This is a genomic window from uncultured Tateyamaria sp. (genome assembly GCF_947503705.1).
Taxonomy (GTDB): domain Bacteria; phylum Pseudomonadota; class Alphaproteobacteria; order Rhodobacterales; family Rhodobacteraceae; genus Tateyamaria.
On record NZ_CANNES010000020.1, the window covers coordinates 1 to 25,307 of the forward strand.

A 25,307-nucleotide genomic window follows, 5' to 3' on the forward strand; every position below is an offset into this window, starting at 1 on the left:
CCATGGCTTCAAGGGTCTATCGCCACCCTTGAAAATCAGCTCTTGGGGTTTCTCCCCCAAACGAAGCCCCACCCTCGCCGGATGGGATGCGCAGACCGTTTCCCCGTTCTACCAGGACAACCTGACACCAGATTGAGCCGTGCAAAGGAGCGTCCTTTGATGCGGTGCGCCGGAGGTGCGCATGGCTGATTACCGTCTTAGCGTGAACATGATTGGCCGTAGCTCTGGACGATCTGCAACCGCAGCGGCGGCGTATCGCGCCGGTCAACGGATTGAGGATCGCGAGAGTGGCCTTGTTCACGACTACACTGCTAAGCGCGGCGTGATGCACACTGAAATCATTGCCCCCGCTAACACCCCGGACTGGATGCGGGATCGTACCGAGCTTTGGAACGCCGTCCACAAAGCTGAGACCCGCAAGAATTCTCAGCTCGCCCGTGAGATTCAGCTCAGCTTGCCGCATGAGCTGAACCACGAACAGCACGCGAATTTAGTCCGGCGGTTTGTCGAGGAGCAATGCATCGCGCGTGGCATGATCGCTGATATCGCGATCCATGCCCCCTCCTCCCATCCGGCAGCAGATCAACGCAATCATCATGCGCATGTTATGCTCACCACCCGCGAGTTTGTTGGCGACGGTTGGGCAAAACGCAAAAACCGCGACTGGCACGAAACCGAGATGATCGAGGAATGGCGCGAAGCCTGGGCAGATCACCAGAATCGAGAGCTTGAGCGCATTGGATCATCCGAGCGTGTGGATCACCGTAGCCTTGAAGATCAAGGCATCATGCGTGAGCCGCAAAAGCACCTTGGCCCGATTGCCACCGAGATTGAGCGCGACGGTAGGTCATCACACCGAGGCAATGAAAACCGCGCCATCAAAGCCCGCAATGGCCTGATGAATGACATCACCCAGGCCGGAAACGTGCTGGATGCCAAGATTGCGTTTGAAAAGCGCAAGCTGGCGGTATGGCAGGACGCGAAGCGCGGCCAGCTTCGGTTGGATCAGGAAGAGCGTGAGAAACAGTTCGAGGTGCAGCTCAGTCAGGACATGACTGCTTTCGAGGCTTCGCTCGATGCAGAGATAGGTCAAAGCAAGCAGGGTATTTCCAGGGCGCACGAACAGGTGGCGTCCCGTCTTCAAGTGCGCGGCTGGCGCAAGTTCATCCGCGACATCACTCTCACCACCCGAAAGGACAAGCAGGAGCTTGAACGGCTTGAATACGAAAAGGCGCGTGTGCAGGCAGAAGAAGACAGGCGGCGTGAGGTTGAAGAAAAACAACAACAGTCGCAGCGCGACATCCGGGCGACGGAGGAAATGAAGAAAGCCCGCTTGTTGGAAAAATCTCTTCAGAAGGCCGAGGAGCGTCGTGAACGTGAAGGGTGGACCATGAAGGCCGGGAAGGGTGTTAGAGCCGCTCAGGAGGCGCAGCAGCGTCAGGAACAGCAAAATCCGCCCCCTGCCCTTCCTCAGAAGATCAAGCCTGATCTTCAGGCGCTTCGGGAGCAACGCGAAAAAACCAGGCGTGAACGTGAGCCAGACCTTCGAGATCGCCGATCATACGGCGAGAAGCAGCGCAGTGGCTCTGATCGTCGCCCGGTTGATCTAACGAAAGGTGACGGTAAAGGCCGTGTCGATCAGGTTCAGCCTTTGGATATCGAAGCGGTCAGGCGCGAAGCACAGGCCCACCGGGAACGCTCGCGTGAGCGACGTATGGAGCGAGGTCAGTCTCATGAAGATGACGGATATGATATTTAACCGCCCTGCCCTCTCGAAGATTCCACAGGATTGCACAATCTGACGATCCTACGAACTGGTGCAAAGCGCGTGGATAAGATGTTGCAAAGGATATGAAATAACCGACAACGGTTAACCAATACGTAAACCGTTAACCGACTGGTAAACGGATATCCTATAAGTAAGCGGTTATCCGTTAAGGCAACGGTTATACACACGGAAAACGGTTTACCATTGACCACGCAAGAATCGCTCTGGTAGGATTCTCGTAACCGCACAAAAGTGCGGAGCAAAATAACATAGAGGCTAGAGCATGCCAGTCATCACGTTCTTTCAGACGAAAGGCGGGACGGGGAAGACCACATCGGCTTTCCTGCTTGCCGAAATTCTTGCCAAGGGTAACAGCGTAACTGTAATCGAGGCCGACCAGAATAAGCCGTTCAGCGAATGGTTAGGGCAGGGGGGCCAGGACCATGGATTTGAGATCGTCACCGCTCTTGAAGAAGACGAGATCGTCAAAGCCATCCATGACGCGACAATGCGAAGCACATTCGTCATCATTGACAGCGAAGGCAGCGCTAACTTGACTGTGGCGCGGGCCGCGTCGGTGTCTGATTTGGTCATCGTGACGTCGAATGGCAAGCCGCTCGATCAACGTCATGCAGGTAAGGCTATCAAGTACGTGAAAGACGTCAGCAAGCGGCTTGGACGGGAAATCCCGATCCGCGTGCTGTTGACCTTGCAACCGGCTGTGGCACGGTCTCGGACGCTCAAGCAAGCGGAAGAGGACATGCGCGAACATGGCATTGAGGTCTTTGAGAGCCAACTCATCAACCGTGATGCATTCGCCGCGATTTTTGGATACTGCACCACGTTGTTCAATCTTGATCCGGCGAAGGTGAACGCACCGGACAAGGGTTACTTCAACGCGAAGGTCTACGCGCTTGAAGTGCTGCGCGTGCTCAAAGCAATCGAACAGAATGTAAAGCCTGACAAGGCCGTCAAGTCGAAAGAGGTGGCCTGATGTCAGAGAATAGCGGAATGCGTAGCGCCTTTGGCGATGACAGTGAGGCCGAAGACTTGCTCGCCAGCTTTTCACCGAAGCCTCTTGAGCCTGCAGTTGATGACAAGCCATCCGCTGTTGTTGAAAAAGCAGTTGAAGATGTCGCGGAAAAACGCGGTTTTCAGAAGCGTGCTAAACCGAAGAAAAAGGCGATGCGCCGGTCGCAGTTCTACAAGACTGGTAGATCAGCAGCGATTGCGATGAAGGGCAGGGAAGAGGACAAGGCCCGTGTCAACGCAATCTGTGACAAGCAAGACTGGGTGCAGGGTCAGCTCTTGGAATACGCATTGGATGCCCTTGTTGAGAAAATCGCCAATCCGGATGATGCCTTTTGGACAGATCATAACTTTGAGGGTGTGGACTAGGGCGAGGTAGGGCGCACCTTGCTTGCCTTCCGCATCAACTAGGTCTCCAAAGCTCGAATTTCCGCTGTTCTGACGATGTTGCTGTTCTCGAAGCTTTTACAAACGCCCGCATTGTTCAGCCGGGCCGTCCGCAAAGCCATCCTTCATGAGAGCTTCCAACATGGGGCAGGCCGCTGTGCCTTCCTCACAGTTGCTGGACAGATTCAAGAGTGCTTCTCGAAGGCGTACCAAGTTTTCAATCTTGGCGTTTATCTCGACCAAATGGTTTTCAGCCATGGTTTTAACCTCTCCACAGGATCGATCATTCAGTGCAGTAAGCGATAAAAAGGTCTGTATGATCGAGATCGGAAAACCTAAATCCCGGCATCGGCGTACGAACCTGAGCTTTGCAATGTCATCGGACGTGTATAACCGACGCCCGCCTTCGGAGCGCCCTGGCTTTGGAACGATCCCCTCACGTTCATAGTAACGGATCGTTTCCATGTTTACGCCGCTTTGTTCTGACGCTTTGCCGATAGTGAACATTTAGCTTGCTCCTGTAGTGGCTACAGGAAGTAGAAAGGCAAAATGAACATGAACGCAAATCAACAACCCGTGGCGGACCCCGGCATGGCTGCCAACCTACTGATGCCCTTCGCAGCGCTTTTGGCGCTGTTGTCTGCGTCGTGTTGTGTTTTGCCTATCGGCCTTTCGATACTGGGTCTAGGCGGTGCATGGCTCACCATGCTTGGCCCATTCATAGCGTACCGAGGGTTCATTCTTGCGGGTGTCGCGATTGCCCTCGTTTGGGCGTGGTATCGGGTGCTGCGGCGCAGGCCATGCGCAACGCGCAGGCGGTCCGCAATTGCCTGGACGTCGCTCGCAACCGTTGCCTTTTTGATAGCGCTGTCTTCGTCGCTCTGGGAGGCGTCAGCGCAGCGTTTTATGTGGGATTTGTGGAGATCGACACGATGAAAAACAAACTACTGGCGTTCGGGGTGGGCGGCACGATTTTGGCGATCCTCTGTTGCTTCACGCCTCTCTTGCCGGTCGTGCTAACAGCACTTGGCCTGACAGGCTTGCTTGGTGTCGTCTACAGCGATGCTGTCTTGCTGCCGATATTGGCAGGATTTCTCATACTGACGGGGTACGCGCTATGGCGACAGAAGCAGCAAAAATAGACTTGGAATCGACGCTCACTTGTCCATCTTGCGGACACGTTGAAACCGAGACGATGCCGACTGACGCATGCCAGTGGTTCTATGAGTGCAAGTCATGTCAGACCGTCTTGAAGCCGCTTGAGGGGGACTGTTGTGTTTATTGTTCCTACGCAACTGTCCCATGTCCACCTATCCAAGAAGGCAAATCCTGCTGCTAAGAGCGTTGTTCATATCAATGCTCGCGCCCGCAAAGCTTATGATCAGCCAATGACGCCAGCACATAGCAATCCTCGGATATGCCGTGCCCATCACAGCCCTTCGAAATTCGCGTGAGTTCCTTTTCCAATAGCTTGAGCCGTTTGATCTTCTCACGCACGTCTACAAGCTGCGAAACAGCAATGTCGGTTGCTGTCTCGCAGGATCGGTCTGGGTGTTCTTGCAGCTCAATAAGCGAAGAAATGGCTTCAATCGAAAAACCCAGATCACGGGCATGCCGAATAAAACTCAAACGCTCCAATCCAGCTTTGTCGTAGCGTCTTTGATTGCCGCTCGTGCGTTCGGCTTCTGCCAGAAGACCCATTTCTTCGTAGTAGCGGATGGTCGGAACTTTGACCTTTGTGCGCTTTGAAAGCTCGCCGATAGAAAACATGAACAAACCTCTTGAACCTCTAGTCACTAGAGACATTACACTATCATCGACTAGAGATGAAAGAGGATTCCCCGATGGCTGGCTGCTGCGGACATGACGCCAAATTTGACGGCGTATCTGACGACTACAAACGAAGACTTTGGATCGTCATTGCATTGAACGCGATAATGTTCGCGGTTGAGATGACTGCGGGTCATTTGGCGCAGTCACAGGCTTTGCAAGCCGATGCGCTCGACTTTGCGGGGGATGCAATGACCTACGGCATTTCTCTGGCAGTCATTGGTGCCTCACTTCGCGCCCGTACCAATGCCGCGCTGTTCAAGGGTTTCAGCCTCTTGTTGATGGGGCTTTGGGTTTTTGGATCGACTGTCTACCGCGTATTTTATGTCGGGGTTCCTACAGCCGAGATCATGGGTGCTGTTGGCTTTCTGGCATTGCTCACCAACCTTGCCAGTGTGTTCTTACTGGTGCGCTACAAGGACGGTGACGCGAATGTGCGTTCAGTCTGGCTATGCTCCCGCAATGACGCCATCGGCAACGTCGCCGTTATGTTCGCTGCCTTGGGCGTCTGGGGCACTGCAACAGGCTGGCCTGATCTGATCGTGGCAACAATCATGGCAGGACTGTTTCTGTCGTCAGCGTTCCAGATCGTGCGCCAAGCCCTCGCAGAACGGCGGGAGGTGATCGACCACGGCCACGTAGAGGTATGATGCAGAGTTTACTGATTACTCTGGGTCTTGGGGTTGCTGCTATGACCCTAGCCGCAATCCTCTGGTCGATTGCCTTTCCTGCGACGCGGATATGGCCACCCAAGTGCTATACGGCACTTACTCCGTTCCTTGTCTGGGTGCCGACATTCACACTGTTTGGGGTTCTCATCTTGCTTGGGGTCTGGGGCTGGGCTGATCTGGCCATTCCAAGTTGGGTGCGGTTTGGCGTTGGCCTGCCTCTCATCCTCCTTGGCAACATTGTGGTATGGATGGAAGTCTCATACTTTGGGGTGCCGCAGACTGGTGGAGCCAAAGGCACCCTGCGCACTGAGGGCATGTATCGTTACTCTCGGAACCCGCAGTACATGGCTGATATTGGCATCGTCAGTGGCTGGATGATCTTGTCAGCAGCGCCTTGGGCAATGGTAGTCGGATTGGCTGGAATAGCAGTACTTATTGCCGCACCATTTTCTGAGGAACCTTGGCTCAAGGATCAATACGGAAGCGCGTTTGAACAGTACGCGACACGTGTGGGGAGGTTCTTCTGAGGTACGCAACGAGCCAAGGTCGGATTGCGACTGACACCAAAAATGTAACAACGCTAAAAAGCTAGGTAGGCATTCCATCAGCTTTCGGGAGACTGGGGTCCATTTGATCCCAAGGCTGTGCGCTCTTCACGTAAATGTCACGGCTTGGCTGGTACCAACTCGGATCATCCAAACTACCCGCGAACAAGATCATTGCTCCTTCGCTTGCCTTGTTGATCAGAAACAGCGGTGATCCACATTCAGAGCAGAAACCGCGAAGCATTGCATGGCCGCGATCAGCTTGGCGCTCGAACCACTTTGGTTCACCTTTCTCAACCCTAAAATCAGTCTGTTTCACTAGCACAGCTGGAAAATAGGCACTTCCAGTGGCCTGCTGGCAATCGCGGCAATGGCAGTTACCCATGTAGCGGGCAACACCTTCGGATTTGTATCGGACTGCTCCACACGCGCACCCACCGGAAAACTGCTCAGGCAACATAATCTTTCCTCTCCAGTTCATTTTAGGAAGGAGAACCAACTTCGCAACAACTCATAGTTTTTACCTACCTGGTTGCTGCAGGGCAACGAAAGTCCGCTATCTGAAAATGGGTATTTGCGTCTAGGTTCATGCCTGATCGTCCCGTCGACGCTTCGCAAGTTCGCGATAAAGAGCGGGTGGCGTCACCCCAATCCAATCGGCGACGTGCACCCACCCACCTTCTTTTGGAGGTCCATTAAGTTCGAGATAGGCATCCAGCCGATCTGTTACCTTTCGCAACCGCATGATCTCAATGCGCGTCCGCAGTGCCTGAAGTTCTCTGGTCGTTCGCTCCAATGCCCTCACTGAAAGTTGTTTCCCCGAAGAACCGTTCCCAAAGTTCTCCAGAATCTTCGCTTTGGGTATGCCCGAGACCTTTGTCGGCCGATCCGTCACCGCATCGCAGTGGTAATGATCTGCAAACAAGGACGCTTCGGCGACCAGATCGCCCGCGTTGGCAGTGTGTAATGTGAGAAGCCCGCCATCTTTCAGAGCACGGCGAAGGAGCACATGGCCTTCTCTTACGAGGAAGGCCATTTCAACCTTGTCGTTACGCCGAAAAAGATACTCGTCTGCGTCTAGTGTTCGAACAGATGTGCCTTCGAATGATGTGAGCCAATGATCTAACATGATTTATATCATGTTTCATATTGCACATCATATGCAATGTCTTTGCGCGAATACCGGATCAAACAAGGATATCAAACATGACAACCAAGCGCTTCGCATTTCTCATGCTGTTCTTGCCCACCTTTGCCTTTGCTCAAAACCACGGCTCAGCCCCATCGGATTATGCAGGGCAAGAAACGCGCCTTATCAAATCCCTTTCCGAGGACGACTTGGAAGAGATCGCACGTGGCGGCGGTTGGGGTCTTGCACGCGCCGCCGAGCTAAATGGCGTTCCCGGGCCAACGCATCTCCTTGAGCTTGCCGATGAAATCGGTCTGACCGAACAGCAGCGCGACGACATCGAGGTGATCCGGGCGCAGATGCGGGCAGACGCCATAACTGCTGGGGAGCGGTTCGTCGCGGCGGAACAATCGCTGGACGAAGCTTTTCAACTTGGTGCGCCGGATGCAGGGACACTTGAACGGCTCGTCGTGGAGGCAGGTGAGGCGCGGGCAGACTTGCGCCTGGTTCACCTCAACGCGCACCTGCTGACTTTGCCATTGCTGACTGACACTCAAGTGACCCAGTATTCGGTGCTGCGCGGCTACTCAGATGATCCATGTGACGCCGTTCCTGACGGGCATGATCCGGAGATGTGGCGCAACCATAATGGGTGCAACTAGGTTGTCCAACGGCGACACATCCTCGTGACTTGTCAAAACCATATACCCCCAGTAGGTATTTGGTATGTTTCGCTTAGTGCTGTCGATCATTCTTGTTGTTGCATTTGCCGGTGCGTCCACCGCGTCTGTTATGCATGGCTTGAACTATGGATCGGATCACGCTGACCACCACGCCGAAATGACGGAAAACGATCTGGTGGCTGATGCAGGGAAGGCGCTTGCGGACTGCTGTGATACCACGGGCGGCATGGGATCAACGCCCTGTTTTGGTGATCTTGTAGTCACGACGGCGATTTTGCCATTTAGTCCCTCACGCGAAATGGTCATTGGTGTACTTTATGCTGATTTCGAGTTCTCGAACCTAACACGGGCTGTTCCGACCGGTCCTCCGAAAGTTTGAACGGCAACGGGCGCTTGTCCGCAATCCATTCAACTTTCAAATCAAAGGACCGACAGACATGATCACACGTCGTCACTTCACTAATCTTTCCGCAGCGGCTTTTGTCGTGGCCGCTCTTCCTGCGCGCGCAGGTACGCCTATGCACGTTCTCGCCTCTCCCGGGTGCGGATGCTGTCACGCATGGGCCGATTTGGCCCGCGCACGCGGCTACGCTGTCACTGTCGCGGAGCTGACCGACCCCGAGGCGCAGAAGTCAGAACGCGGCATACCGCTTGAACTGGCATCCTGTCACACCATTGAAGCGGATGGATATGTCTTCGAAGGGCATGTTCCGTTTGAAGCATTGGAAGCAGTCCTGCAGGATCGCCCAGACGTCACCGGGCTTGCCGTTCCGGGCATGCCGATGGGTTCCCCCGGCATGGGAGATGATCCGTCCGCCCGTTACGACGTCATTGCATTTGGCGGAGAGGCGGGCACCGGAACGGTGTACTACCGAGCTGGTACAGCACAGCCCTTCGACACGTGAAGGCAAGTCGCAAGGCAGTTCTTATGACCGGCGGGCTCGCGCTCGCCGGTTTCGCCGCCGCCTTTGTCATGGCCCAACCGTCCGATGCGGTCGGTCTGTTGTCACCAGATGACACCGAAGTGGTCGTCCTTGGTCAGGGCATCTACGTGGCTCAATGTGCTGCGTGCCACGGGGCGCGCCTCGAAGGGCAACCGAACTGGCGGATGCGGGGCGAAGATGGTTTGCTACCAGCACCGCCGCATGACGCGACCGGGCACACGTGGCACCACGACGATGAAACGCTCTTCACCCTGACCAAATATGGGCTTGCCGGACTGATGGAGAATGCACCCCCATCCGGTATGCCTGTCTATGAAGAAGTGCTCAGCGATGAAGAGATCATTGCCGTGCTATCCTTCATTAAATCAACCTGGCCCAGTGATATTCGAGAGCATCACGACAGACTCAATTCCCAGTCCGAATAAAGGAAAATTCAGATGATCAAACAATTTCTTCTTGGCTTGGCCGTCGCAGCCGCTCCGGTGGTTGCTGCAGCGCATTCCAAGTCCGAAGCAACGACACCTGCTGATGGTGCGACTGTCACGGAAGTTTCGGAGCTTTCGATGCGGTTCGATGATCCGATGCGCATCATTTCAGTCACGCTGACTGCAACCGATGATGACATCGAAATCGAACGCGAGACCGGTATGGAACCAGCAACGGAATTCCGAGCAATGCCATTGGAAGAACTTGCACCCGGAAGCTACCGCTTTGACTGGCGTGGAATGGCTTCAGATGGTCACCCAATGCAGGGTAGCTTCTCCTTCACGGTCACTGAGTGATCGGACTGGCCCCCATGGACGGTCTCGCCGTTTTGGCCATTGTGGCCAAAGCAATTGGCTATGGCGCGACTCTGCTCGCGATTGGGGGCGTTCTGTTTTCCGTCGTCTTTGCGAAGCGCGCTGAGGCGTCTGTGTTACGCCTTGCTCGGCAGCTCGCGGTCGGTGCAGCACTGGTTGGCCTGGCTGTGTTGGCTATACGTTTTGGCATTCGTGCGGCACGCATATCCGGGATGGGTTTTGAGGGCGCAACGGACCCGATGATGCTCGGGTTTGTTTGGGAAAGCCCACTTGGCACGGCTGCGATTTGGCGTGGAGTTGGCGAAATTGCAATACTGGCGGTTTTGGTGCCTCGTATTGGGCAATGGATTGCTTTGGTGGGCAGCCTTGCCGTGGCCATATCTTTTGCTCAGGTGGGCCACGCTCTGGGTGATCCCAGGATGGTTCTTGCTGTCATGCTTGCTCTTCACATTCTGGCCGCAGCTTTTTGGGTCGGTGCGCTTGTGCCTTTGCGCCGCGCGGCGCTTACTCCCTCGGGCGTTGACGTGTTGCACCACTTTGGCAATGTCGCTGCTTTCGGAGTGGCTTTCCTGATCTTTGCAGGTACAGCGCTCGCCTGGCTCCTTTCAGGCTCCGTCACTGCCCTATTTGGAACAGCCTATGGCCTGGGGCTTTTGCTCAAAGTCGCGATTGTTGCGGTACTTCTGGGCTTTGCGGCCTTCAATAAGATTAGGCTCGTTCCTGCGTTGCGCGCCGAGAAGCCTGGCGCAACACATGCGCTTCGACGGTCTATTTCAATAGAAATGCTAGCTGTGGTCCTGATCCTGTTGGCAACTGCAACGATCACCAGTGTAACGACACCGCCCGTCAATCTCTAACGACTTAGCCGCGCGCCTTGTCGAGCAATTCGAGCAATTCAGTGAATTTGGCTCGCTGATCCTCTCGGTCCCCCGAGGCAAGCGCATCTTCGATGCAGTGTGACGCGTGATCATCTATCACGAGCTTCTCGACGCCCTTGAGTGCTGCGCGAACTGCCGCAATCTGCGTTAATACATCAACGCAATAACGATCCTCTTCGACCATTCGGGCGATCCCGCGGACCTGCCCTTCAAGGCGATTGAGACGTTTTAGCGTGGCTTCGCGATTGTTGTGCATGGCCTTCTTTTCGCATGGTGGCAGAGAAAAAGTCGAGAGAGTACGGGATCAAATCTCTCGGTCTTGATTATATACCCTAGGGGGGTATATATAGCGAAGCAGTTCAAACGCAAGCACCACCCCCGCATACGAAGCACGGAACCGGAGAAGCCAATGCCTAAAGACGCACGCGATGTTGCTGAAATTGAAACAAATCCGGCTGAAGAAGCGGTCGGCAAAACTGCTGTGCTTTACCGAATGGCCTTACCAGATCACCTATGCCCATCCGGGCAAAAGGCGCGTTGGCTTCTTGAACGCCAGGGCTATGACGTCGATGACCGGCTGTTCCGAACCCGCGCCGAAGTGGATGCCTTCAAGGCTAAGCACGACGTCAATACGACACCCCAGGCCTGGATCGAGGGCGAACGCGTTGGCGGCTACACAGAGTTGCGCGAGAAACTGACCGGCTGGGATCCTACAGCAACAACCTATCGACCTGTGTTGTATTTGTTCGCTGTTGCGGCGCTTACCGCAGTGGCACTTTCCATTGGATTTCTCGGAGCAATCACATGGCAGACACTTGGCTGGTTCATCTCGGTGTCGATGATCCTTCTCGGCATGCAGAAACTGCGCGATGTCGAAAGCTTCACGACGATGTTCCTCAACTACGATTTACTCGCGCGGAAATGGGTGCCTTACGCCTATATCTATCCGTTCGTAGAGACTGGCGCAGGTATCCTCATGACTGGCATGATCCTGACTTGGGTGTCCGCCCCCGCAGCACTCCTGGTTGCGAGTATCGGAGCCATCAGCGTCTTCAAAGCCGTCTACATCGATAAACGCGAACTGAAATGCGCCTGTGTCGGTGGAAACTCCAACGTCCCGCTAGGGTCTGTCAGCCTCACCGAGAACCTGATGATGGTTGGGATGGCCGTCGTGATGCTTTGGTTGATGATTTGAAATTAGCAATCGGCAATCAAAGCAGACCTTAGGATTCATATCTGAAACGGGATCAATATCCCGCGACCTATAATTTCGGCTCCTAAACCATGCTGCGTCATCCTCGAATGGCGGTTTCTCTCGCCGCGCGACAGCATGAGTTTTTTCGCTCATGCCGCATTTTCCTCGCTGCGAGCGCACGCAGCACAAAATCACAATGGCCGAGTCGGGCTCACAGCGGACCTTTTCCGGAATGCAGAGATCGCCTTCGTCAAAGGCTTCTCTTAGTCAGCCTTTGAACTTCGTGTGGATATCAATCGGTTCGTGACTCTAGGAACCTTGACTCACTCATGAAATTAGGAACCGAGCAAAACTTGCCGATTCGTGAAACTAGGAACCTATTCCTAGAACAGGTCGCCCTGATCACCCCGTCTCGCAGAGGGTTTCTTCTTAATATAACCGATAAAAGCACCGTCCGGGCTGTCTGGCTTGCCCATTCGGGTGATCATATCCTGCCACTCAGCTTCAAGGGCAGCGAAATCCAGACCTTTCTCATGAGCCATTGCCTGCGCTCGGTCGATGGTTTCGGACTTGAGGCGCACCTTGCCTACGGCGAGGAATTTAGGAACCTTCTTGATAAGCACTTTGTCGCCCGCCAGTTCAAACTCGTAGTCTGGAATGTTCCCGTCTGCGATTATCTCCTTCATAAAGAAGCGAAATTTCTTCTTTGGAGCACTCGATCCTACCTTCTTTTGGAACTTTTCCAGGCCACATTCCCAGACAATGTTCTGGTTTCCAACGTGCTTGCGAGCCAGCTCATAGATGCGCCGCTCAAGCGGTCTACGCAGGCGAAAGTAAAGAGGGCTGATAGACAGGACTTCACCGGCTTTAACCGCATTCATCGTCCAATCTGACAGCTTGATGCGTACTTTGGACATACGGCCAAAGGAACCTCTCTTTCCTTTCTCATCAACCCGTTCAACTTCGAACGCATCGATGATGCCAAAGCCGCCGATATGCTCTACATTGCCTGTCTCAATATTAGTGATGATTGTGGTCTGACGAAGCCGGAGAAGGCTGTCTTCAAAGCGCTTATAGTCCTTTGATCCAATGTTCCAATTGGTTGCAACCATCACTTCATGAGCCGTGATTTCAATCCACGGATCAACCTTAACGCCTTGATCTTGAAGGTGAATAAGTTTGCTTATGCAGTAGAGTATGATATCTTTGTCCATGATCGTCGCAAGGCCGATGGCGCTCGGACGGATAACGATCTTCCTTCCGTTGTTCTCATACTCCAGGTTCCGCATGTCGGGCTTAACCGATAGCGAGAAGATCGGGTGTTCCATCGACGCGATATCATCCTTGGGGGATGCATCGCGCACGTCGAGGACAAAGAAATCTTTCGTCGGGTGACGATCTGGCAGTAAACGACTCATAGAGGCATTATGACTAAATTCGTGACACTGGGAACCTTATTCGTGAAACTAGGAACCATGACCTGTGGATAACTCCATTTTGTCCCTCGTGTCTCTGGGAACCGAAATTCGTGACTTCAGGAACCCTTTACTCATGACTTCAGGAACCAATATTCGTGACACTGGGAACCAGAATTTCGCACTTTCCTTTTAAATACAGACATTTACAGGTCGAAATCTGCTCCGTAACTATACTAACAGATTCCTTAAACTAAATAACACTAGGCTCGCTTAACGCTCGCCTTAAACTGACATCGCCATAAGGCGATGACTCAAAAGGAATTTGGCTATCAGCGAGCAAGCTCGCCGCCAAATACTTGTTAGAAACCAAGCTGATAGTGATCACTTAAAAAATCAGCGTCTCACCTGCTGAAAGGACAGCGCAATTGCCTTCAGAATAAGGCATGCGGCTTGGGACGGTGCCTAGGATTTCAGGAACCGGCGCTCGGGGCAGGGGACAGAACAGCCTTTTCCTCAGACTCCCACCAAAGCAGGGATACATTTGCCAGGCTTCAAGGTCATCCATCTAAGCTTACGGTCAACTTGGCAAAACCGTACCCACAAGGGACGCTGCGCTTCTGCCCTTGTGGCTAGAACCATGCCAAGTCGCACTCAGCTTCACGATGGCGACCATACGAAGCAGGGCAACTTTAGCCCCCTTGTTGCAAGTTCTGATAGGTTCCGCGCTGCAAGGGCAGGGTGGACTAACTACCCAATGATCTGGGGTAGGCACAGGGGTTAGAAAACACTAGGTCTCGGCAACTTGAATCTGATATACTGGTCCTATGAGCAGAATTGACACCAAAATTGGCACCAACGAGATGACCTCTGAAACTGGCCAACAGCCAGAAAATGGGCATGACGCATGGGTGCGCAGGCAAGTCCAGCAGACCTTGGACAAGAAGGCTCGCGGCGAGATGACCTATCACACTCTCGACGATGTGGCCGACGAACTCGGATTTAATGCACGTTAGAGTTACCGCCGAAGCTCGATCCGACCTTCATGCCATCAAAGACTACATCGCGCAGGATAATCCGCGCGCGGCACAGCGCGTCATTGATGCAATCCTGACATCAGCCTTCCAGCTTGAAAGTTTCCCGTTCTTGGGACGACAGGGTAGGGTGGGCGACACCCGCGAACTGAGCTTGCCCAGAGTTCCCTATTTAATTGTTTACAGCATCGTGGACGAGTATCACATCGACATTGACCGCGTGCTTCATACATCTCGGATGTATCCGCCAGAGGCGTAATGAAGAATTGATGTATGGCGTAGCCGCCAGTTTGAGGACGAGGCAGAATGTTTAACCTGATTGTTGCTGGTGGCACGCGAAGCAACCGCCAAGATACGCTCGATGCCAGCCGCATATTCGAATACACAGATGACTGGATTAGAGATGCGTTTCGACCCGATGGAAATATAGATTTCATCAGGCTCTGCAGCCTTCCTACCTTTTTTATGGAGGAAGGGACGGCAAACGAAGTCGCACGTCTTGGTTGGTTGTCTCGTGTCCAACAAGTTGGACGAGAACTGCGGTTTCAATACGCATTTGACGCCGACATTCCACCTATCACAAATGGCGAAATCTATGATCTGGCCGACGAACTGCAAATGGCGGATTTTGAGTTCTCAAGAAATCATTGGGCGATCAAGGATGTTGATCTCGGATATGTACTTCTCAAAAATCGGTTTGGTAGTGCACCTCGGCCTACCGTTTTCCAGCTCAGTGAAGCTCCAATAAATCCGCGACTTATTTCATTGATGATGCCATTTGGTGGCTTCGACGGTGTGCACCAAGCCCTTCGAGGCGCCATCGAGGCGGCTGGATTTGAGTGTCGACGTGCAGACGATTTCTGGCAGCATAGCCATATTATGCAGGATATAATCGAGCTGATCTGCACATCACAAATCGTCGTTTGCGATTTATCTGGCAAGAACCCCAATGTATTTTATGAGGCTGGCATAGCCCACACTTTGGGCAAAGAAGTCATATTGATCACCCAGTCGATGGACGATGTTCCATTCGACTTAAAGGCGCTACGATGCATTACCTATTTGAACAACGGCGAAGGCCAAGCAAGACTTGCAAGTGAGGTTATAAACCGCATTGCGACGGTTACAGGGATGTAGATGCGCGTATCGGAAAAGTTAGCATTGATAGACAAGATTGGACGTGAACTGCAAAGCAGGTTCACGTTTAATGAGATCGACGCATTCCTTGCCGAATTTCAGATTTTCCCGCTGGAAAACGCGGAGCGGAACAGCAAATGGGTATACTCGAAAACTGCTTTGTCTGGATCAGATGACGAACTGATCATCAAGATTGCGGGCGAGTTAGATATGCCTGATATCACCAGCACAGGCCAACATGTTGAACCCCCAAGAAATTGGCAAAACACACAAGAATTCCGTCTGTTCATCAGCCATGTAGCGGCTGAAAAGGTGAAGGCGACCAGATTGAAGGATTGCCTAGCCCAGTACCGCATATCTGGTTTTGTTGCTCACGAGGACATTCACCCAACTTTGGAATGGCAAACCGAGATCGAACGTGCGTTGCACACGATGGATGCATTTGTTTCGATACATACGGCTGGTTTTTCAAAGAGCTTTTGGACGCAGCAGGAAATAGGCTTTGCTGTTGGGAAGGGCATCAAAGTGATTTCCCTGCGGATGGGTGAAGACCCAACAGGATTCATTTCAAAGCAACAGGCGTTGTCTCGCGGAAGGAAGACAGCCGAAGAAATAGCAGAAGAAATCGATAAACTTCTGGGTGAAGACCCAAGAACAAAAGACAGGTTAGACGAGGCAAAGCGAGCGACGGTCAGTTCTCTCGATGAAGAGATACCATTCTAGCGAACGTGGGAAGCCTGATTTATCAGCCGAAAGTTGCGGGCGTCCCAAAGACCAAATGCTAAGCTTCGGAATGTGCCTTCAAGCGTTCCTATAGTTGATAGTCGATATTATGTCATAATATCAAATTGTTAAGAGTTTTTAGGTCCATGAAAGTTCACAAAAAAGGTCCTTACCAGCCTACGTTTGAATCTGGATGGGCGGGAACACGTGCAACCATACACGTACTGCGCCATTGACTGTTACAACATCCCCTATGCAACCTGAGTGCGAGTATTGGAGATATTCATGAAATTGATTGGTTTGACGGTCGAGAATTTTCGTTGTTATGCAGCACCTACGTCAGTTCGACTTGGAGACTTGACCGCGTTGGTCGGCAGAAATGACGTCGGAAAATCAACGCTGATGGACGCGCTTGCGATTTTCTTTGAGGTTGGAAAGCCGGACAAAGACGATGCATGTAAATTCGGCGATCCAAAGCAGATGCGCATAACTTGCGAATTCGGAGATATTCCTAGTGAATTGGTGGTAGATACTGATTTTCCCACAACATTATTGGCAGAAAGCCTACTAAGTCCGGGTGGCACGTTAGTTGTGCAAAAGAAGTATAACGGCAGCATAAGCACGCCGAGTGTTACGTCTATCGCAGCTATTGCAGAGCATCCGACGGCAACCGGGTACAATGATTTATTATCGCTGAAAAAGGCTGATTTAGCCAGGCGAGCAGGTGATCTTGGCGTCGACTTGGCTGGGATCGACAGGCGTATTAATGCCCTTGTACGTGGCGCGATATGGGGTTCATGTGCTGACCTGCAAAAAGCTGAAGTCGCAGTGCCGCTCGACGCGGAAGGCGGAAAGCAGGTCTGGACAGCCTTGCAACCCTACCTGCCTACATTTGCCCTGTTCAAGTCTGATCGTGCTAGTACGGATCAAGATGCAGAGGCCCAGGACCCATTAAAAGCAGCTATTCGTGAAGCGGTAAAGGCCGTTGAAGCTGACCTTCAGAAGGTCCAAGACTTTGTGGAGGCGGAAGTCTCTAAAATAGCGACCGCGACAGTTGAGAAGTTGCGCGAAATGGACCCGTCTGTGGCTGAGACCCTTAATCCGGTCGTTTCCACAAAGAAGTGGGACACTCTTTTCTCTACGAGCATCACAGGGGATGAAGGAATACCACTCAACAAACGAGGAAGTGGCGTTAAGCGCCTTATATTGCTAAATTTCTTTAGAGCAAAAGCCGAGAAGGATGCGTCCGCAAAAAATTCCAGCTCGGTCATCTACGCGATTGAAGAACCTGAGACGAGTCAGCACCCTCGAAATCAACGGCTGCTTCTCAACGCCCTGCGCGACCTTTCCGCAGGCGAAGGCAGGCAGGTCATTGTTACCACGCATACGCCGATGCTCGCTAGATACTTGGATGAGGCTGATCTGCGCTTCATAAAGCAAAGGGATGATGGGGTCAGAGACATCGTTGAAGGGGCACCGGCTACATCTGAAAATATTGCAAAATCTCTTGGGGTATTGCCGGACCACAACGTGAAAATTTTCATTGGGGTGGAAGGTCCTCACGACATCACCTTCCTCAAGGGGATAGCCAAACTCTTGATAGCCTCTGGCGAAAACGTACCCGACCTTGAACAGTTGGAACTAGATGGCGAGTTGGTGTTTGTACCCCTTGGCGGTAGTAATCTCGCGCTATGGGCTTCCCGTCTTGCTCCATTCAACAGGCCTGAGTTTCATATCTGTGATCGCGACAATCAGCCACCGAGTGCCCCGAAGTATGCAGCGCATCTTGAAGCCATAAATGCGCGAGCTGTCTGTCAAGCAGTGGCAACCCAAAAGCGTGAACTCGAGAGTTATCTGCACCACGAAGCTATCTGCGAGGCCTACGCGCAAAATCAGATCGCAATTACCTTTCCCGGACTGTTTGCGGATTTCGATGACGTGCCTTCAATGGTTGCTCAGGCCGTCCACGTAGCGAGCGGCGGTGCACCTTGGGCCACTCTCGACGACGAGAAAAGACGGAAGAAGGAAAGCAGCGCAAAGCGGCAACTCAATGGTGTGGCTGTGCGTCAAATGACAACTGCAAGGCTGGCACAGACGGACCCAAACAATGAGATTAGAGGTTGGCTCGCCACTATTGCAGAGATGATGGCGGGTGTTGAGGCATAAGCGCTTCAATCAGAATACCCGCCAATGGTGCAAAACTCATGCTTTTTGCACCATTAGCGCAAAGCTAAGAAAACCAGGGTGATTGCGTGGTGCGTTTTTACGGTGCAAATTAAAATGATGATATGATACCCTCTTCAGTATGAAGATCGGATACGCGCGGGTCAGTGACCCCAGCCAGAACTTAGACCGTCAGATCGCTGCCTTGCGGGCTGAAGGCTGCGACAAGATATTCTCTGACAAGGCGACTGGTAAAACCGTCAGAGGCCGACCGCAACTTGAGAAGGCCATTGATGCCCTGGGCACTGACTTTGTCTTCGTAGTTGCCGAATGGGATCGAGCGACGCGCTCTTACGCTGACGGTATAACGATCATAACCCGGATTGCTGAGCGGGGTGCGTTAGTTCGTGTTCTAGATCGCGATTACTTTGATCTGACAACCGACCTAGGGAAGGCTCTTTTGGGGCTACTTTCAGCGATTGCCAGTGATGAACGCAAGCGCATCGTGCGACGAGCTAAAGAGGGTCTTGTTCTGGCACGCTCCAAAGGTGTGAGGCCAGGCCGCAAGCCAAAGTTGACAGAGCATCAACGTAATCGAGCGTTGGAACGGTTGGCGGCAGGTGATAGCGCCCGTGAGATCGGGCGTGACTTTGGTGTTTCGCACAGCACGATAGTGCGATTGAAAGGGTGAGGATTACATTTTGGTCCAAGATTGGAGCAAACGCTTACGTCACATTGACAGGGTTGAAGAACTGGCGAGGTTTTGCGTCGAAGAAGATGCCCATCCAACAACGGATCAGGCCACTCTTGTGGCACGCTACAGTGCGGAGCTATTGCTGTTTCTTACGGAAACGCCGGAGTATTGGGAGTTACCCGCTTTCCAAGCAGAGGCGATAAAGAAGTTAGATAAAATTTGCGCATTGTGTGAAGTTAAGAGTATAATATATAGAGAAAAAATAAATCAGCGCCCTACACCTGTGCTTTATCTTTTCGAACGCTTTCTAAGAGAAAATAGCCATGATGTGGGGGAAGATGACTTTGCGGCCAATACTGCCACGGGTCTTAGGAATTTCCTATTTGAAGATATAAAAACTATTGCGGGGCGTTTAACAGCCTCACTGAATTTGAAGAATGAAGGTAAGTTAGAAAGCAGATCACTCGCGCCTATTTTTGAGGCGCAGCTCAATCGTCAAGCTCTTGCTGACGCATTGAACGCTGTCATGGCGCATGAGGGTTTGTCAGAGCAGAAAGTTGCAGACCGTACCAGTTTTAGTAAGACGGATGTGAACCGCGCTCGAAACGGTAAGGCATCGATAGACAAGACGTCCTCCATTCTTGTGGAGCTTGGATACCCCCCTTCAGTCACTATCCCAAGCTAAGGCGATTACAAATTTGTATTTGACTTCGGATACAAAAATGTAATCAGATGGCCGTGCCAGCCTAGTGTTGGCGAGTCGTCCATTGCGGTGACATGCGCATGGCTCCGCCCCAGCCTAAAGGGGTAAAGATATGGCGCAGATCGTGCCTCAGATTGTCGAGATCGGCGTTCCAGTCGTGAAGACAATCGTCATGGTGGGAACAGCAAACGCTGTTTTCCGCACAGTTGTTTTCACAACTCTCAAGCACTTCGGTGCCTATGATCCGAGGTGGGACGAGAAGTGGCCCCGCCTGCCCTGGCGCATGTTTTGGCGCGCCTGGACCGCCTTCAAAGAGTGGAAGGAAGAGAACTTCGGCAGCGGCGTTCATTCAGCCGGAAAAGCCGGCGCGCTTGCTCAACTGGCTTACACCTACAGCGTCGGACACAGCCTCATAGGCAAGACCCGCCTGCCCCTGGGAATTCCGCACTATAGCTTGGTGGGGGAACCGTCACAGCGCCATAAAATCTATGTGGCCAGCACGCGTTCAGGCAAGTCGCTGCAATTGAAAACTGAGCTGGCTTTGATGCCAGATGATGCGTGCGCGCTCTTTACTGACCCTAAAGGCGAAATCACAGAAGAGGTTGGCTATAAGCTCGAAGAGCGTGGCCACGAGCTGTGTGTTCTCGATCCGTTGAAGACAACAAGCCGACCGTCGCAGAGGATTAATTTCCACCGACAGATCGATTTCATCAATCAGCGCTTGGGCGACGATCGGACCACGATGATCTTCGATCGGATCGCCAGCATTTTCTTTCCCCCTGGTACGAACGAGAAAGAGTTCTTCCAGAATATGGGCCGTGAAGGTTGGGCGCGGATCAATTGCTTTGCCAAGCTGACGATCCGTAATTCCAGCATGGTCGATGCCCGGCGGCTCCTACAGCACGGGTTTATACAAGAAGCTGGCGGTGACGCTGAGCTGGCTATGACGATGCTGTGGAAGGCGATGGAGCAGTGCGCCGCCTATGATGGCTATGTGTCGTCATTCGGCTCACAAATGCTGTCCATGGATGACCGCACGCGTGAGAGCGTCCTGGCGACCATTCGCAGCAAAACCGCGTTCTTGGACCATGAACATGTCAAAGCCGTTTCACAGGGCAATGACGTCAATCTTTGCGATTTGAAGAACGCAAAAAAAAACCTCGTCGTCGCAATTGCCGCGCCCGTCGGTGACATGCGCACCACGTTGCGGCCATGGATTGGTTCAATCGTGAGCCTGTCCTTGGCCGTTATGGAGTGGATCGAGGGCGATCTCAAAACCAAGACCAGGTTTATGATCGAAGAAGCCCAGGCCATCGGAGGCCAAGCGCTTCCTGGCCTTGGTGATACCGCCGCTCTCATGGCTGGCATGGGCGTGCAGCTCACCCTGGTTGTCCAGGACATGGGCGGTTTCAAGAAAGCTTTCCCAGACGACTACATGTCCATTCTGGGCAATGCACAGCACGTCGTTTTCATGGCGACTAACGACCCTGAAACCTATGACTATGTTGCCTATAAGGCGTTCGGCGAGACCACAGTAAAGCGCAAGAAATGGTTCATTCCGTTCCTGTGGACGGTGGCGAGCTGGACGAAGCCAGTCGTCACACCTGACCAGGTGCGCCGGTTCCTTGAGGCTGGTCGCAACAATGCTGTGGTGATGCGCAACGGCAAACGCAGCATGTTTGTCAAAATCGCCAAGAGCTATGAAACCCTGCCTGTCTGGATGATCAATCCGAGCAAGACGCATGGTGAATCCGCCTTGCGTGCATTCACCCGTTCGTTCCTTGGGTGCCACCCCAAACAGCCTCCCAAGCAGATTGAGCGCCGCCCGCGCCCACTTCCCCTGCCCTCACCACAGATGGTGCAGCGCGCCCGTGTTGCTCAGCAAAGAGCATTACCGAAGACGGCAGTCCGCCGCCTTATTCAACAATCGAAAACCAACCAAAGGAGGTTCTAATGACTGGATATCACATCCCTGATCACCTGACAGAGGAAGTCCAGGCTTTCCTATTCATGAATGCTGCGCGTCGGGTGAATCCGATATTTCCCGTGCCGCCGATGCTTGCACTGGGCGGACCACCTGGATCGGGTAAGACCACTGGTGTGAAGGAGACTTGCGCTCGGCTCGATGTGCATCTTGATGTGCTGCCATCTTCCATTCTCGGTGGCGTCTATGCGGGTCAGTCATCGATCACGCTGCGCGATACCATAAAGCGAGCAAGCCAGTCCGAAAAATGGATGAGTGCCATTCTCATCGATGACTTGGATATGAGCGAGGCGCGCGTTGATGACGCTTTGTCCAACACCGTCAGCTCGCCGCTCTTGAATGGCACATTGATGGCGTATGCTGACAACCCGTTTGAACTTAAAACACATGATGATCCAACGGAGAAAGAAGCCGAGACGCTTGCGTTAGAACGTCCGCCGGTCATTTTCATCACGTGCAATGATCTCAGCAAGCTCTACGGGCCGCTGAGACGCAACATGCGCATGGTTCATGTGGAACATGATCCACGGGGCCAAGACGCCGTTGCCATCGTGCAGGCGATGTATCCAAGGACACACCCCGCAGACATCAAGAAGCTGGTCGAAGCCTATCCGGATGCGTCAATTGCCTTTTTCCGAAGCCTCGGAATGGCGGTCGCGAAGACCCATGCAAAGCGCTTTGCTCGGTCGATAAAGACCCGCCTTTTCAATCCAGATTTTGCGCGTCTTGCCCGTGATCTCGAAGCAGCAGCGACAGGCGCAAGCTTCGAAGAACTGGCCACAGCGGCACAGGCTTTGAGCCTGACCGATGACGGCAAAAACCACCTGAAATCTGTCGCCTAACAACCGTGAATGGAGGAATTGAAATGTCCCAAGTGAAACAAAAGGCTATCCCTCGTACATATGTGGAAACGCTCACCCGTAAGGCGGTTCTGCAACATACCGCGCAAAGCGTCCTTGAAGAATTTGCGAACTATGCTCCTGGGGATGCGAGATGGCTCATCAATAAGCTTCCCACTATCGTGAAGCATGAGCTTTTGTCCGGCTTCCAATTGGTTGCTTACAGCGATGGTGAACCTGTTACTTCAGTGCGTTTTAAGCTCGATTGGAAAGAGCACAAGCTTCAGCAAGAAATCAAAAGTGATTTTGATGTGGCTGACCTGGAGGATGGGAAAACCCATGCTTCCACACGCGAGGTTGTTGGGGTCGTGCACAACTATCTCAAACAGGTGCATAACACAGTTCCTAATGTGCACTATGAGGTCTGGTTCACACGCAACGGCGTCGCTCGCAAGCAGCTTGGTGCGGAGAAATACTATGAGCTTTTAGGCATCGAAGGATCGCTCCAAAGAGAAATTCAAGATGCGCTCGCCTATGCTCCAATCGCTGCCATGAACGCCGCGCGCCGTGCGCGGGAGATTTTCTTCCCTGGCGCTGAAGAAGCATCAATGGACATTCGGTAAGGAGGTAAGCACATGAGCTTCAATCTTGACAGCTTGCTCAATGAGGTGTCGCGCGGTTTCTCGGGCATCGAACGTCAGTATGGTGGAAAGAAGGCCAAAGAACCGCCGGAGCTGACGGTCCATGAATTTGACAATCCCGATCCTGTTGCACCGTCTGCGCTTGCATCAATCAATGATGCGTTCCGTCGAGCCGAGAGCGATGCCAGCATTCCTGGCATGAAAATTCTCAGCCCTGCCCTAGAGGAACATGGTGATGCTACGGCTTCTGGCATTCATTCCTTGGTGGGTGAATACCGTGACTTTGATCCTGATGATCGAGAGCATGCGTTTGGTCTTGTGGTGCACAAATCGGCAGGGGAAGTCGTCTGGCAGATCGACTACTTCGCCGATGAAAACTGCGAAGAACCGGCTACCGATCCGGAAGATACGCATCGTTCCTATCGGGTTCTAAGCATTTTCTCAGCGAGCGAAGTGGAATCCTCTTAGCGACCCAGATCAGCCCACGTTGCGCGCAGCGTGGGCTGATCCCATCGAAGCTCTGACCCGCTTTTGGCGTGATGAACGCAGCGGCGTCAGGCTTCCCTTCACATCATCTCAGAAAGGACAAAACCATGAGCAATGGAAACGGCCCAATCGATAAGTTTCAAGACTATCCCGTCGAAATCGCATTGTTTGAGCGCCAAAGCGAGAACGGCACTTGGCATAACGCCCAGGTGAGCAAGACGTACAAGGAAGGCGAGGAATACAAACGGACGAACAGTTTCACCCGCAACGACCTTTTGAAACTCAACGCCCTCCTTCCGCAGGCCATCAATCGGATGCAAGAGCTGGCCCAAGAACAGCGCGAACAACCCGACAAGCGGCCTGTCCAGGATATGGATACGATCCGGCGTGACGCGCAGGCGCACAGGGCGCGCCAGGCACAGCGTCAAAGTCATGAACAGGGCCAGGAGGTATGAGACGCCCTAGTCCCAACCATTGGCCTCGTGAGGGCCAACATAACCCTGTCACACGAGAAATGGTTTCCGTCTTTGAACAGGCGCGTGGCGATCACAAGGCGGAACTGGACTACACCATCGGCGGCACGGTTGAGACCCAGGTTCACGCCACCGTGGAAGCCGCGCGACAGTACGCAGTCAATCGTGGGCATCGCATCTTAGAGAACGCGTCCAATGATCTTGGAGACAATGTACAGCAGGCCATGCGCAAACCTCTGGCAGTGGACTTCGAGCTAGTGCGCAAGGAGGCAGAGCAACATCGCGTCACCCGCTCTCGAACCCGTTCCCAGGATCAGGTTGAAACACCGTAGACCCCTTGGGGGTAGAGATGGTCAATCAGATGCCTGTCTCGCCGGAGCCGCCATTACGTTGCCCTTACCCAGGCAGGGGCAATGTAATTGTGGAGGAGGAGAGGCGGGCATTTGCTTGTCTTGCTGGTGAGCTTGAAGCGCACCCCTACCCGTCCGATTTCGGCAAGGGCGGCAGACCAAGAAATTCGCGGTCGGCATCGCGTATCACGCGGTTCTTGAGGATGGTCCAGAGATAGTCATGGAACTGTTCATCGCGTTCCGCATGGGCTTCGACCACGGCACCGATGATCGAGATGCGACGGTTCCTGATTTTGCGTTCCTTGGAAGCAAGCCGAGCTTTGATGGCTTTCTCACGTGCCGCGAGCTTGTCCTTCGCCTGTTGCAGCTCTGTAAGCCGCTGTTCGTCTGTCTTACGTGCCATAGTCATCCATCCTTTTGATATTATGGCAAATTTTCTGGTAAAATACAAATGTGAAGAAACGAAATATGAAGTGGAAGAACGACGATAGATTGAAGAGCGGGAGTTTCGCGAAGTGCGCACTTATGCAAACTTGGCCTGCGGCCACCCTACGGGCTTCGAGTTTGCGTGCGCCGGGTTTCGCCCCGGTGGCGAGCGACAATGGCACATCTGCGATTTGCTTTGTCGCGTCGTTCGTTTCTGCCCATTCAGGGCGTTCAACAAACGAAATGCGTATCACCGCAAACCACTCGCAGGGCTTGGAGAGTGCCCTCTCCACCTGCACCGAACCATGGCTTCAAGGGTCTATCGCCACCCTTGAAAATCAGCTCTTGGGGTTTCTCCCCCAAACGAAGCCCCACCCTCG

General features: G+C 53.1%; 34 protein-coding genes. 27 read left to right on the forward strand and 7 right to left on the reverse strand.

The genetic code is table 11. The features are described 5' to 3' along the window. Nucleotides 1-181 precede the first annotated feature (181 nt). The 3 genes from mobQ to Q1A44_RS21610 all read left to right on the forward strand — a co-directional run bounded on the left by mobQ (nt 182) and on the right by Q1A44_RS21610 (nt 3,166). Nucleotides 182-1,759 carry a MobQ family relaxase gene (gene mobQ, locus Q1A44_RS21600; RefSeq protein WP_299629482.1) on the forward strand — a complete coding sequence of 526 codons (1,578 nt, stop codon included), beginning with the start codon at nt 182-184 and terminating at the stop codon, nt 1,757-1,759. Between the two features lie 292 nt (nt 1,760-2,051). Beyond that, nucleotides 2,052-2,762, forward strand: a complete 711-nt coding sequence (locus Q1A44_RS21605) for an AAA family ATPase (protein WP_299629483.1) — start codon at nt 2,052-2,054, stop codon at nt 2,760-2,762. Then, nucleotides 2,762-3,166: a hypothetical protein gene (locus Q1A44_RS21610; RefSeq protein ID WP_299629484.1), complete on the forward strand. Its 405-nt coding sequence runs from the start codon at nt 2,762-2,764 to the stop codon at nt 3,164-3,166. Before Q1A44_RS21605 ends, Q1A44_RS21610 begins: the two co-directional genes overlap by 1 nt. Nucleotides 3,167-3,262: 96 nt before the next feature. On the opposite strand, the gene Q1A44_RS21615 is transcribed toward Q1A44_RS21610, so the two are convergent. Further along, nucleotides 3,263-3,691 carry a helix-turn-helix domain-containing protein gene (locus Q1A44_RS21615; RefSeq protein WP_299629485.1) on the reverse strand — a complete coding sequence of 143 codons (429 nt, stop codon included), beginning with the start codon at nt 3,689-3,691 and terminating at the stop codon, nt 3,263-3,265. 293 nt (nt 3,692-3,984) lie between these two features. On the opposite strand from Q1A44_RS21615, the gene merF reads away from it, so the two are divergent. Together merF and Q1A44_RS21625 are read left to right on the forward strand one after the other, a co-directional pair. Then, nucleotides 3,985-4,326 (forward strand): mercury resistance system transport protein MerF, encoded by a 342-nt coding sequence (merF, locus tag Q1A44_RS21620; RefSeq protein WP_299629486.1) that lies wholly within the window; start codon nt 3,985-3,987, stop codon nt 4,324-4,326. Continuing rightward, on the forward strand, nt 4,302-4,523 hold the full coding sequence (locus Q1A44_RS21625) for a GDCCVxC domain-containing (seleno)protein (RefSeq protein WP_299629487.1): 222 nt from the start codon (nt 4,302-4,304) through the stop codon (nt 4,521-4,523). The genes merF and Q1A44_RS21625 overlap by 25 nt, the downstream gene beginning before the upstream one ends. Before the next feature lie 14 nt (nt 4,524-4,537). Here Q1A44_RS21625 and Q1A44_RS21630 read toward each other — a convergent pair whose 3' ends face one another. Further along, nucleotides 4,538-4,954 carry a helix-turn-helix domain-containing protein gene (locus Q1A44_RS21630; RefSeq protein WP_299629488.1) on the reverse strand — a complete coding sequence of 139 codons (417 nt, stop codon included), beginning with the start codon at nt 4,952-4,954 and terminating at the stop codon, nt 4,538-4,540. A 74-nt stretch (nt 4,955-5,028) separates the two neighbouring features. On the opposite strand from Q1A44_RS21630, the gene Q1A44_RS21635 reads away from it, so the two are divergent. Together Q1A44_RS21635 and Q1A44_RS21640 are read left to right on the forward strand one after the other, a co-directional pair. Further along, the gene (locus tag Q1A44_RS21635) at nt 5,029-5,664 is read left to right on the forward strand and encodes a cation transporter (protein ID WP_299629489.1); all 636 of its coding nucleotides are present in this window, start codon (nt 5,029-5,031) and stop codon (nt 5,662-5,664) included. Between the two features lie 41 nt (nt 5,665-5,705). After that, on the forward strand, nt 5,706-6,212 hold the full coding sequence (locus Q1A44_RS21640) for a methyltransferase (RefSeq protein ID WP_299629490.1): 507 nt from the start codon (nt 5,706-5,708) through the stop codon (nt 6,210-6,212). A 61-nt stretch (nt 6,213-6,273) separates the two neighbouring features. Here Q1A44_RS21640 and Q1A44_RS21950 read toward each other — a convergent pair whose 3' ends face one another. Then, the gene (locus Q1A44_RS21950; RefSeq protein ID WP_366942626.1) at nt 6,274-6,711 is read right to left on the reverse strand and encodes a GFA family protein; all 438 of its coding nucleotides are present in this window, start codon (nt 6,709-6,711) and stop codon (nt 6,274-6,276) included. Nucleotides 6,712-6,816: 105 nt separating this feature from the next. Beyond that, nucleotides 6,817-7,359, reverse strand: a complete 543-nt coding sequence (locus tag Q1A44_RS21645; RefSeq protein WP_299629491.1) for a Crp/Fnr family transcriptional regulator — start codon at nt 7,357-7,359, stop codon at nt 6,817-6,819. Nucleotides 7,360-7,436: 77 nt separating this feature from the next. Between Q1A44_RS21645 and Q1A44_RS21650 the strand changes: the two genes are divergently transcribed. The 6 genes from Q1A44_RS21650 to Q1A44_RS21675 all read left to right on the forward strand — a co-directional run bounded on the left by Q1A44_RS21650 (nt 7,437) and on the right by Q1A44_RS21675 (nt 10,643). Next, on the forward strand, nt 7,437-8,021 hold the full coding sequence (locus Q1A44_RS21650) for a hypothetical protein (protein WP_299629492.1): 585 nt from the start codon (nt 7,437-7,439) through the stop codon (nt 8,019-8,021). A 64-nt stretch (nt 8,022-8,085) separates the two neighbouring features. Next, complete coding sequence (locus tag Q1A44_RS21655; RefSeq protein WP_299629493.1) at nt 8,086-8,421, forward strand: hypothetical protein; 336 nt, start codon at nt 8,086-8,088, stop codon at nt 8,419-8,421. Between the two features lie 58 nt (nt 8,422-8,479). After that, complete coding sequence (locus Q1A44_RS21660; protein WP_299629494.1) at nt 8,480-8,947, forward strand: DUF411 domain-containing protein; 468 nt, start codon at nt 8,480-8,482, stop codon at nt 8,945-8,947. 23 nt (nt 8,948-8,970) lie between these two features. Next, on the forward strand, nt 8,971-9,411 hold the full coding sequence (locus Q1A44_RS21665) for a cytochrome c (protein ID WP_299629495.1): 441 nt from the start codon (nt 8,971-8,973) through the stop codon (nt 9,409-9,411). Between the two features lie 12 nt (nt 9,412-9,423). Beyond that, entirely contained in the window at nt 9,424-9,768 is a 345-nt protein-coding gene (locus Q1A44_RS21670; RefSeq protein ID WP_299629496.1) for a copper resistance CopC family protein, read from the forward strand. A 14-nt stretch (nt 9,769-9,782) separates the two neighbouring features. Beyond that, a complete protein-coding gene (locus tag Q1A44_RS21675) occupies nt 9,783-10,643 on the forward strand; it encodes a CopD family protein (protein WP_299629497.1) in 861 nt (286 codons plus the stop codon). 4 nt (nt 10,644-10,647) lie between these two features. Here the strand turns inward: Q1A44_RS21675 and Q1A44_RS21680 are convergent, their stop codons facing one another. After that, nucleotides 10,648-10,920, reverse strand: coding sequence for a metal-sensitive transcriptional regulator (locus Q1A44_RS21680; protein ID WP_025054237.1), 273 nt, complete (start codon nt 10,918-10,920; stop codon nt 10,648-10,650). A gap of 153 nt (nt 10,921-11,073) precedes the next feature. Between Q1A44_RS21680 and Q1A44_RS21685 the strand changes: the two genes are divergently transcribed. Beyond that, the gene (locus Q1A44_RS21685; RefSeq protein WP_299629498.1) at nt 11,074-11,859 is read left to right on the forward strand and encodes a MauE/DoxX family redox-associated membrane protein; all 786 of its coding nucleotides are present in this window, start codon (nt 11,074-11,076) and stop codon (nt 11,857-11,859) included. A 383-nt stretch (nt 11,860-12,242) separates the two neighbouring features. Here Q1A44_RS21685 and Q1A44_RS21690 read toward each other — a convergent pair whose 3' ends face one another. Beyond that, nucleotides 12,243-13,277: a replication initiator protein A gene (locus Q1A44_RS21690; RefSeq protein WP_299629499.1), complete on the reverse strand. Its 1,035-nt coding sequence runs from the start codon at nt 13,275-13,277 to the stop codon at nt 12,243-12,245. An 860-nt stretch (nt 13,278-14,137) separates the two neighbouring features. Here Q1A44_RS21690 and Q1A44_RS21695 point away from each other — a divergent pair. From Q1A44_RS21695 to Q1A44_RS21755, 13 genes are all read left to right on the forward strand, one after another. Further along, a complete protein-coding gene (locus Q1A44_RS21695) occupies nt 14,138-14,290 on the forward strand; it encodes a hypothetical protein (RefSeq protein ID WP_299629500.1) in 153 nt (50 codons plus the stop codon). After that, nucleotides 14,280-14,567: a type II toxin-antitoxin system RelE/ParE family toxin gene (locus Q1A44_RS21700; RefSeq protein ID WP_299629501.1), complete on the forward strand. Its 288-nt coding sequence runs from the start codon at nt 14,280-14,282 to the stop codon at nt 14,565-14,567. The genes Q1A44_RS21695 and Q1A44_RS21700 overlap by 11 nt, the downstream gene beginning before the upstream one ends. Nucleotides 14,568-14,614: 47 nt before the next feature. Then, nucleotides 14,615-15,445 (forward strand): hypothetical protein, encoded by an 831-nt coding sequence (locus Q1A44_RS21705; protein WP_299629502.1) that lies wholly within the window; start codon nt 14,615-14,617, stop codon nt 15,443-15,445. Further along, nucleotides 15,446-16,168, forward strand: a complete 723-nt coding sequence (locus Q1A44_RS21710; RefSeq protein ID WP_299629503.1) for a toll/interleukin-1 receptor domain-containing protein — start codon at nt 15,446-15,448, stop codon at nt 16,166-16,168. A gap of 285 nt (nt 16,169-16,453) precedes the next feature. Further along, the gene (locus Q1A44_RS21715) at nt 16,454-18,334 is read left to right on the forward strand and encodes an ATP-binding protein (protein WP_299629504.1); all 1,881 of its coding nucleotides are present in this window, start codon (nt 16,454-16,456) and stop codon (nt 18,332-18,334) included. Nucleotides 18,335-18,473: 139 nt separating this feature from the next. Continuing rightward, complete coding sequence (locus Q1A44_RS21720) at nt 18,474-19,022, forward strand: recombinase family protein (RefSeq protein WP_299629505.1); 549 nt, start codon at nt 18,474-18,476, stop codon at nt 19,020-19,022. A gap of 10 nt (nt 19,023-19,032) precedes the next feature. Then, a complete protein-coding gene (locus tag Q1A44_RS21725) occupies nt 19,033-19,710 on the forward strand; it encodes a hypothetical protein (RefSeq protein ID WP_299629506.1) in 678 nt (225 codons plus the stop codon). A 130-nt stretch (nt 19,711-19,840) separates the two neighbouring features. Next, the gene (locus Q1A44_RS21730; protein ID WP_299629508.1) at nt 19,841-21,682 is read left to right on the forward strand and encodes a type IV secretory system conjugative DNA transfer family protein; all 1,842 of its coding nucleotides are present in this window, start codon (nt 19,841-19,843) and stop codon (nt 21,680-21,682) included. Next, complete coding sequence (locus Q1A44_RS21735; RefSeq protein WP_299629510.1) at nt 21,682-22,554, forward strand: AAA family ATPase; 873 nt, start codon at nt 21,682-21,684, stop codon at nt 22,552-22,554. The genes Q1A44_RS21730 and Q1A44_RS21735 overlap by 1 nt, the downstream gene beginning before the upstream one ends. A gap of 23 nt (nt 22,555-22,577) precedes the next feature. Next, nucleotides 22,578-23,174 (forward strand): hypothetical protein, encoded by a 597-nt coding sequence (locus Q1A44_RS21740; protein WP_299629512.1) that lies wholly within the window; start codon nt 22,578-22,580, stop codon nt 23,172-23,174. 12 nt (nt 23,175-23,186) lie between these two features. Further along, on the forward strand, nt 23,187-23,660 hold the full coding sequence (locus Q1A44_RS21745; RefSeq protein ID WP_299629514.1) for a DUF3768 domain-containing protein: 474 nt from the start codon (nt 23,187-23,189) through the stop codon (nt 23,658-23,660). Nucleotides 23,661-23,785: 125 nt separating this feature from the next. Further along, nucleotides 23,786-24,133 carry a hypothetical protein gene (locus Q1A44_RS21750; RefSeq protein WP_299629516.1) on the forward strand — a complete coding sequence of 116 codons (348 nt, stop codon included), beginning with the start codon at nt 23,786-23,788 and terminating at the stop codon, nt 24,131-24,133. A 59-nt stretch (nt 24,134-24,192) separates the two neighbouring features. Continuing rightward, nucleotides 24,193-24,483, forward strand: coding sequence for a hypothetical protein (locus Q1A44_RS21755; protein WP_299629519.1), 291 nt, complete (start codon nt 24,193-24,195; stop codon nt 24,481-24,483). A gap of 145 nt (nt 24,484-24,628) precedes the next feature. On the opposite strand, the gene Q1A44_RS21760 is transcribed toward Q1A44_RS21755, so the two are convergent. Next, complete coding sequence (locus tag Q1A44_RS21760) at nt 24,629-24,904, reverse strand: hypothetical protein (protein WP_299629521.1); 276 nt, start codon at nt 24,902-24,904, stop codon at nt 24,629-24,631. Between the last annotated feature and the right edge of the window lie 403 nt (nt 24,905-25,307).

What these genes read in the sequence shown, in the direction of transcription:
- Q1A44_RS21750 (WP_299629516.1), top strand. Translation starts at nt 23,786, where the DNA reads ATGAGCAATGGAAACGGCCCAATCGATAAGTTTCAAGACTATCCCGTC.
- mobQ (WP_299629482.1), top strand. Translation starts at nt 182, where the DNA reads ATGGCTGATTACCGTCTTAGCGTGAACATGATTGGCCGTAGCTCTGGA.
- Q1A44_RS21615 (WP_299629485.1), bottom strand. Translation starts at nt 3,691, where the DNA reads ATGTTCACTATCGGCAAAGCGTCAGAACAAAGCGGCGTAAACATGGAA.
- Q1A44_RS21705 (WP_299629502.1), top strand. Translation starts at nt 14,615, where the DNA reads ATGTTTAACCTGATTGTTGCTGGTGGCACGCGAAGCAACCGCCAAGAT.
- Q1A44_RS21685 (WP_299629498.1), top strand. Translation starts at nt 11,074, where the DNA reads ATGCCTAAAGACGCACGCGATGTTGCTGAAATTGAAACAAATCCGGCT.
- Q1A44_RS21730 (WP_299629508.1), top strand. Translation starts at nt 19,841, where the DNA reads ATGGCGCAGATCGTGCCTCAGATTGTCGAGATCGGCGTTCCAGTCGTG.
- Q1A44_RS21640 (WP_299629490.1), top strand. Translation starts at nt 5,706, where the DNA reads ATGACCCTAGCCGCAATCCTCTGGTCGATTGCCTTTCCTGCGACGCGG.
- Q1A44_RS21670 (WP_299629496.1), top strand. Translation starts at nt 9,424, where the DNA reads ATGATCAAACAATTTCTTCTTGGCTTGGCCGTCGCAGCCGCTCCGGTG.
- Q1A44_RS21735 (WP_299629510.1), top strand. Translation starts at nt 21,682, where the DNA reads ATGACTGGATATCACATCCCTGATCACCTGACAGAGGAAGTCCAGGCT.
- Q1A44_RS21690 (WP_299629499.1), bottom strand. Translation starts at nt 13,277, where the DNA reads ATGAGTCGTTTACTGCCAGATCGTCACCCGACGAAAGATTTCTTTGTC.
- Q1A44_RS21625 (WP_299629487.1), top strand. Translation starts at nt 4,302, where the DNA reads ATGGCGACAGAAGCAGCAAAAATAGACTTGGAATCGACGCTCACTTGT.
- Q1A44_RS21740 (WP_299629512.1), top strand. Translation starts at nt 22,578, where the DNA reads ATGTCCCAAGTGAAACAAAAGGCTATCCCTCGTACATATGTGGAAACG.
- Q1A44_RS21650 (WP_299629492.1), top strand. Translation starts at nt 7,437, where the DNA reads ATGACAACCAAGCGCTTCGCATTTCTCATGCTGTTCTTGCCCACCTTT.
- Q1A44_RS21720 (WP_299629505.1), top strand. Translation starts at nt 18,474, where the DNA reads ATGAAGATCGGATACGCGCGGGTCAGTGACCCCAGCCAGAACTTAGAC.
- Q1A44_RS21665 (WP_299629495.1), top strand. Translation starts at nt 8,971, where the DNA reads ATGACCGGCGGGCTCGCGCTCGCCGGTTTCGCCGCCGCCTTTGTCATG.
- Q1A44_RS21660 (WP_299629494.1), top strand. Translation starts at nt 8,480, where the DNA reads ATGATCACACGTCGTCACTTCACTAATCTTTCCGCAGCGGCTTTTGTC.
- Q1A44_RS21760 (WP_299629521.1), bottom strand. Translation starts at nt 24,904, where the DNA reads ATGGCACGTAAGACAGACGAACAGCGGCTTACAGAGCTGCAACAGGCG.
- Q1A44_RS21700 (WP_299629501.1), top strand. Translation starts at nt 14,280, where the DNA reads ATGCACGTTAGAGTTACCGCCGAAGCTCGATCCGACCTTCATGCCATC.
- Q1A44_RS21745 (WP_299629514.1), top strand. Translation starts at nt 23,187, where the DNA reads ATGAGCTTCAATCTTGACAGCTTGCTCAATGAGGTGTCGCGCGGTTTC.
- Q1A44_RS21710 (WP_299629503.1), top strand. Translation starts at nt 15,446, where the DNA reads ATGCGCGTATCGGAAAAGTTAGCATTGATAGACAAGATTGGACGTGAA.
- Q1A44_RS21695 (WP_299629500.1), top strand. Translation starts at nt 14,138, where the DNA reads ATGACCTCTGAAACTGGCCAACAGCCAGAAAATGGGCATGACGCATGG.
- Q1A44_RS21950 (WP_366942626.1), bottom strand. Translation starts at nt 6,711, where the DNA reads ATGAACTGGAGAGGAAAGATTATGTTGCCTGAGCAGTTTTCCGGTGGG.
- Q1A44_RS21635 (WP_299629489.1), top strand. Translation starts at nt 5,029, where the DNA reads ATGGCTGGCTGCTGCGGACATGACGCCAAATTTGACGGCGTATCTGAC.
- Q1A44_RS21655 (WP_299629493.1), top strand. Translation starts at nt 8,086, where the DNA reads ATGTTTCGCTTAGTGCTGTCGATCATTCTTGTTGTTGCATTTGCCGGT.
- Q1A44_RS21675 (WP_299629497.1), top strand. Translation starts at nt 9,783, where the DNA reads ATGGACGGTCTCGCCGTTTTGGCCATTGTGGCCAAAGCAATTGGCTAT.
- Q1A44_RS21630 (WP_299629488.1), bottom strand. Translation starts at nt 4,954, where the DNA reads ATGTTTTCTATCGGCGAGCTTTCAAAGCGCACAAAGGTCAAAGTTCCG.
- Q1A44_RS21610 (WP_299629484.1), top strand. Translation starts at nt 2,762, where the DNA reads ATGTCAGAGAATAGCGGAATGCGTAGCGCCTTTGGCGATGACAGTGAG.
- Q1A44_RS21680 (WP_025054237.1), bottom strand. Translation starts at nt 10,920, where the DNA reads ATGCACAACAATCGCGAAGCCACGCTAAAACGTCTCAATCGCCTTGAA.
- merF (WP_299629486.1), top strand. Translation starts at nt 3,985, where the DNA reads ATGCGCAACGCGCAGGCGGTCCGCAATTGCCTGGACGTCGCTCGCAAC.
- Q1A44_RS21605 (WP_299629483.1), top strand. Translation starts at nt 2,052, where the DNA reads ATGCCAGTCATCACGTTCTTTCAGACGAAAGGCGGGACGGGGAAGACC.
- Q1A44_RS21755 (WP_299629519.1), top strand. Translation starts at nt 24,193, where the DNA reads ATGGTTTCCGTCTTTGAACAGGCGCGTGGCGATCACAAGGCGGAACTG.
- Q1A44_RS21645 (WP_299629491.1), bottom strand. Translation starts at nt 7,359, where the DNA reads ATGTTAGATCATTGGCTCACATCATTCGAAGGCACATCTGTTCGAACA.
- Q1A44_RS21715 (WP_299629504.1), top strand. Translation starts at nt 16,454, where the DNA reads ATGAAATTGATTGGTTTGACGGTCGAGAATTTTCGTTGTTATGCAGCA.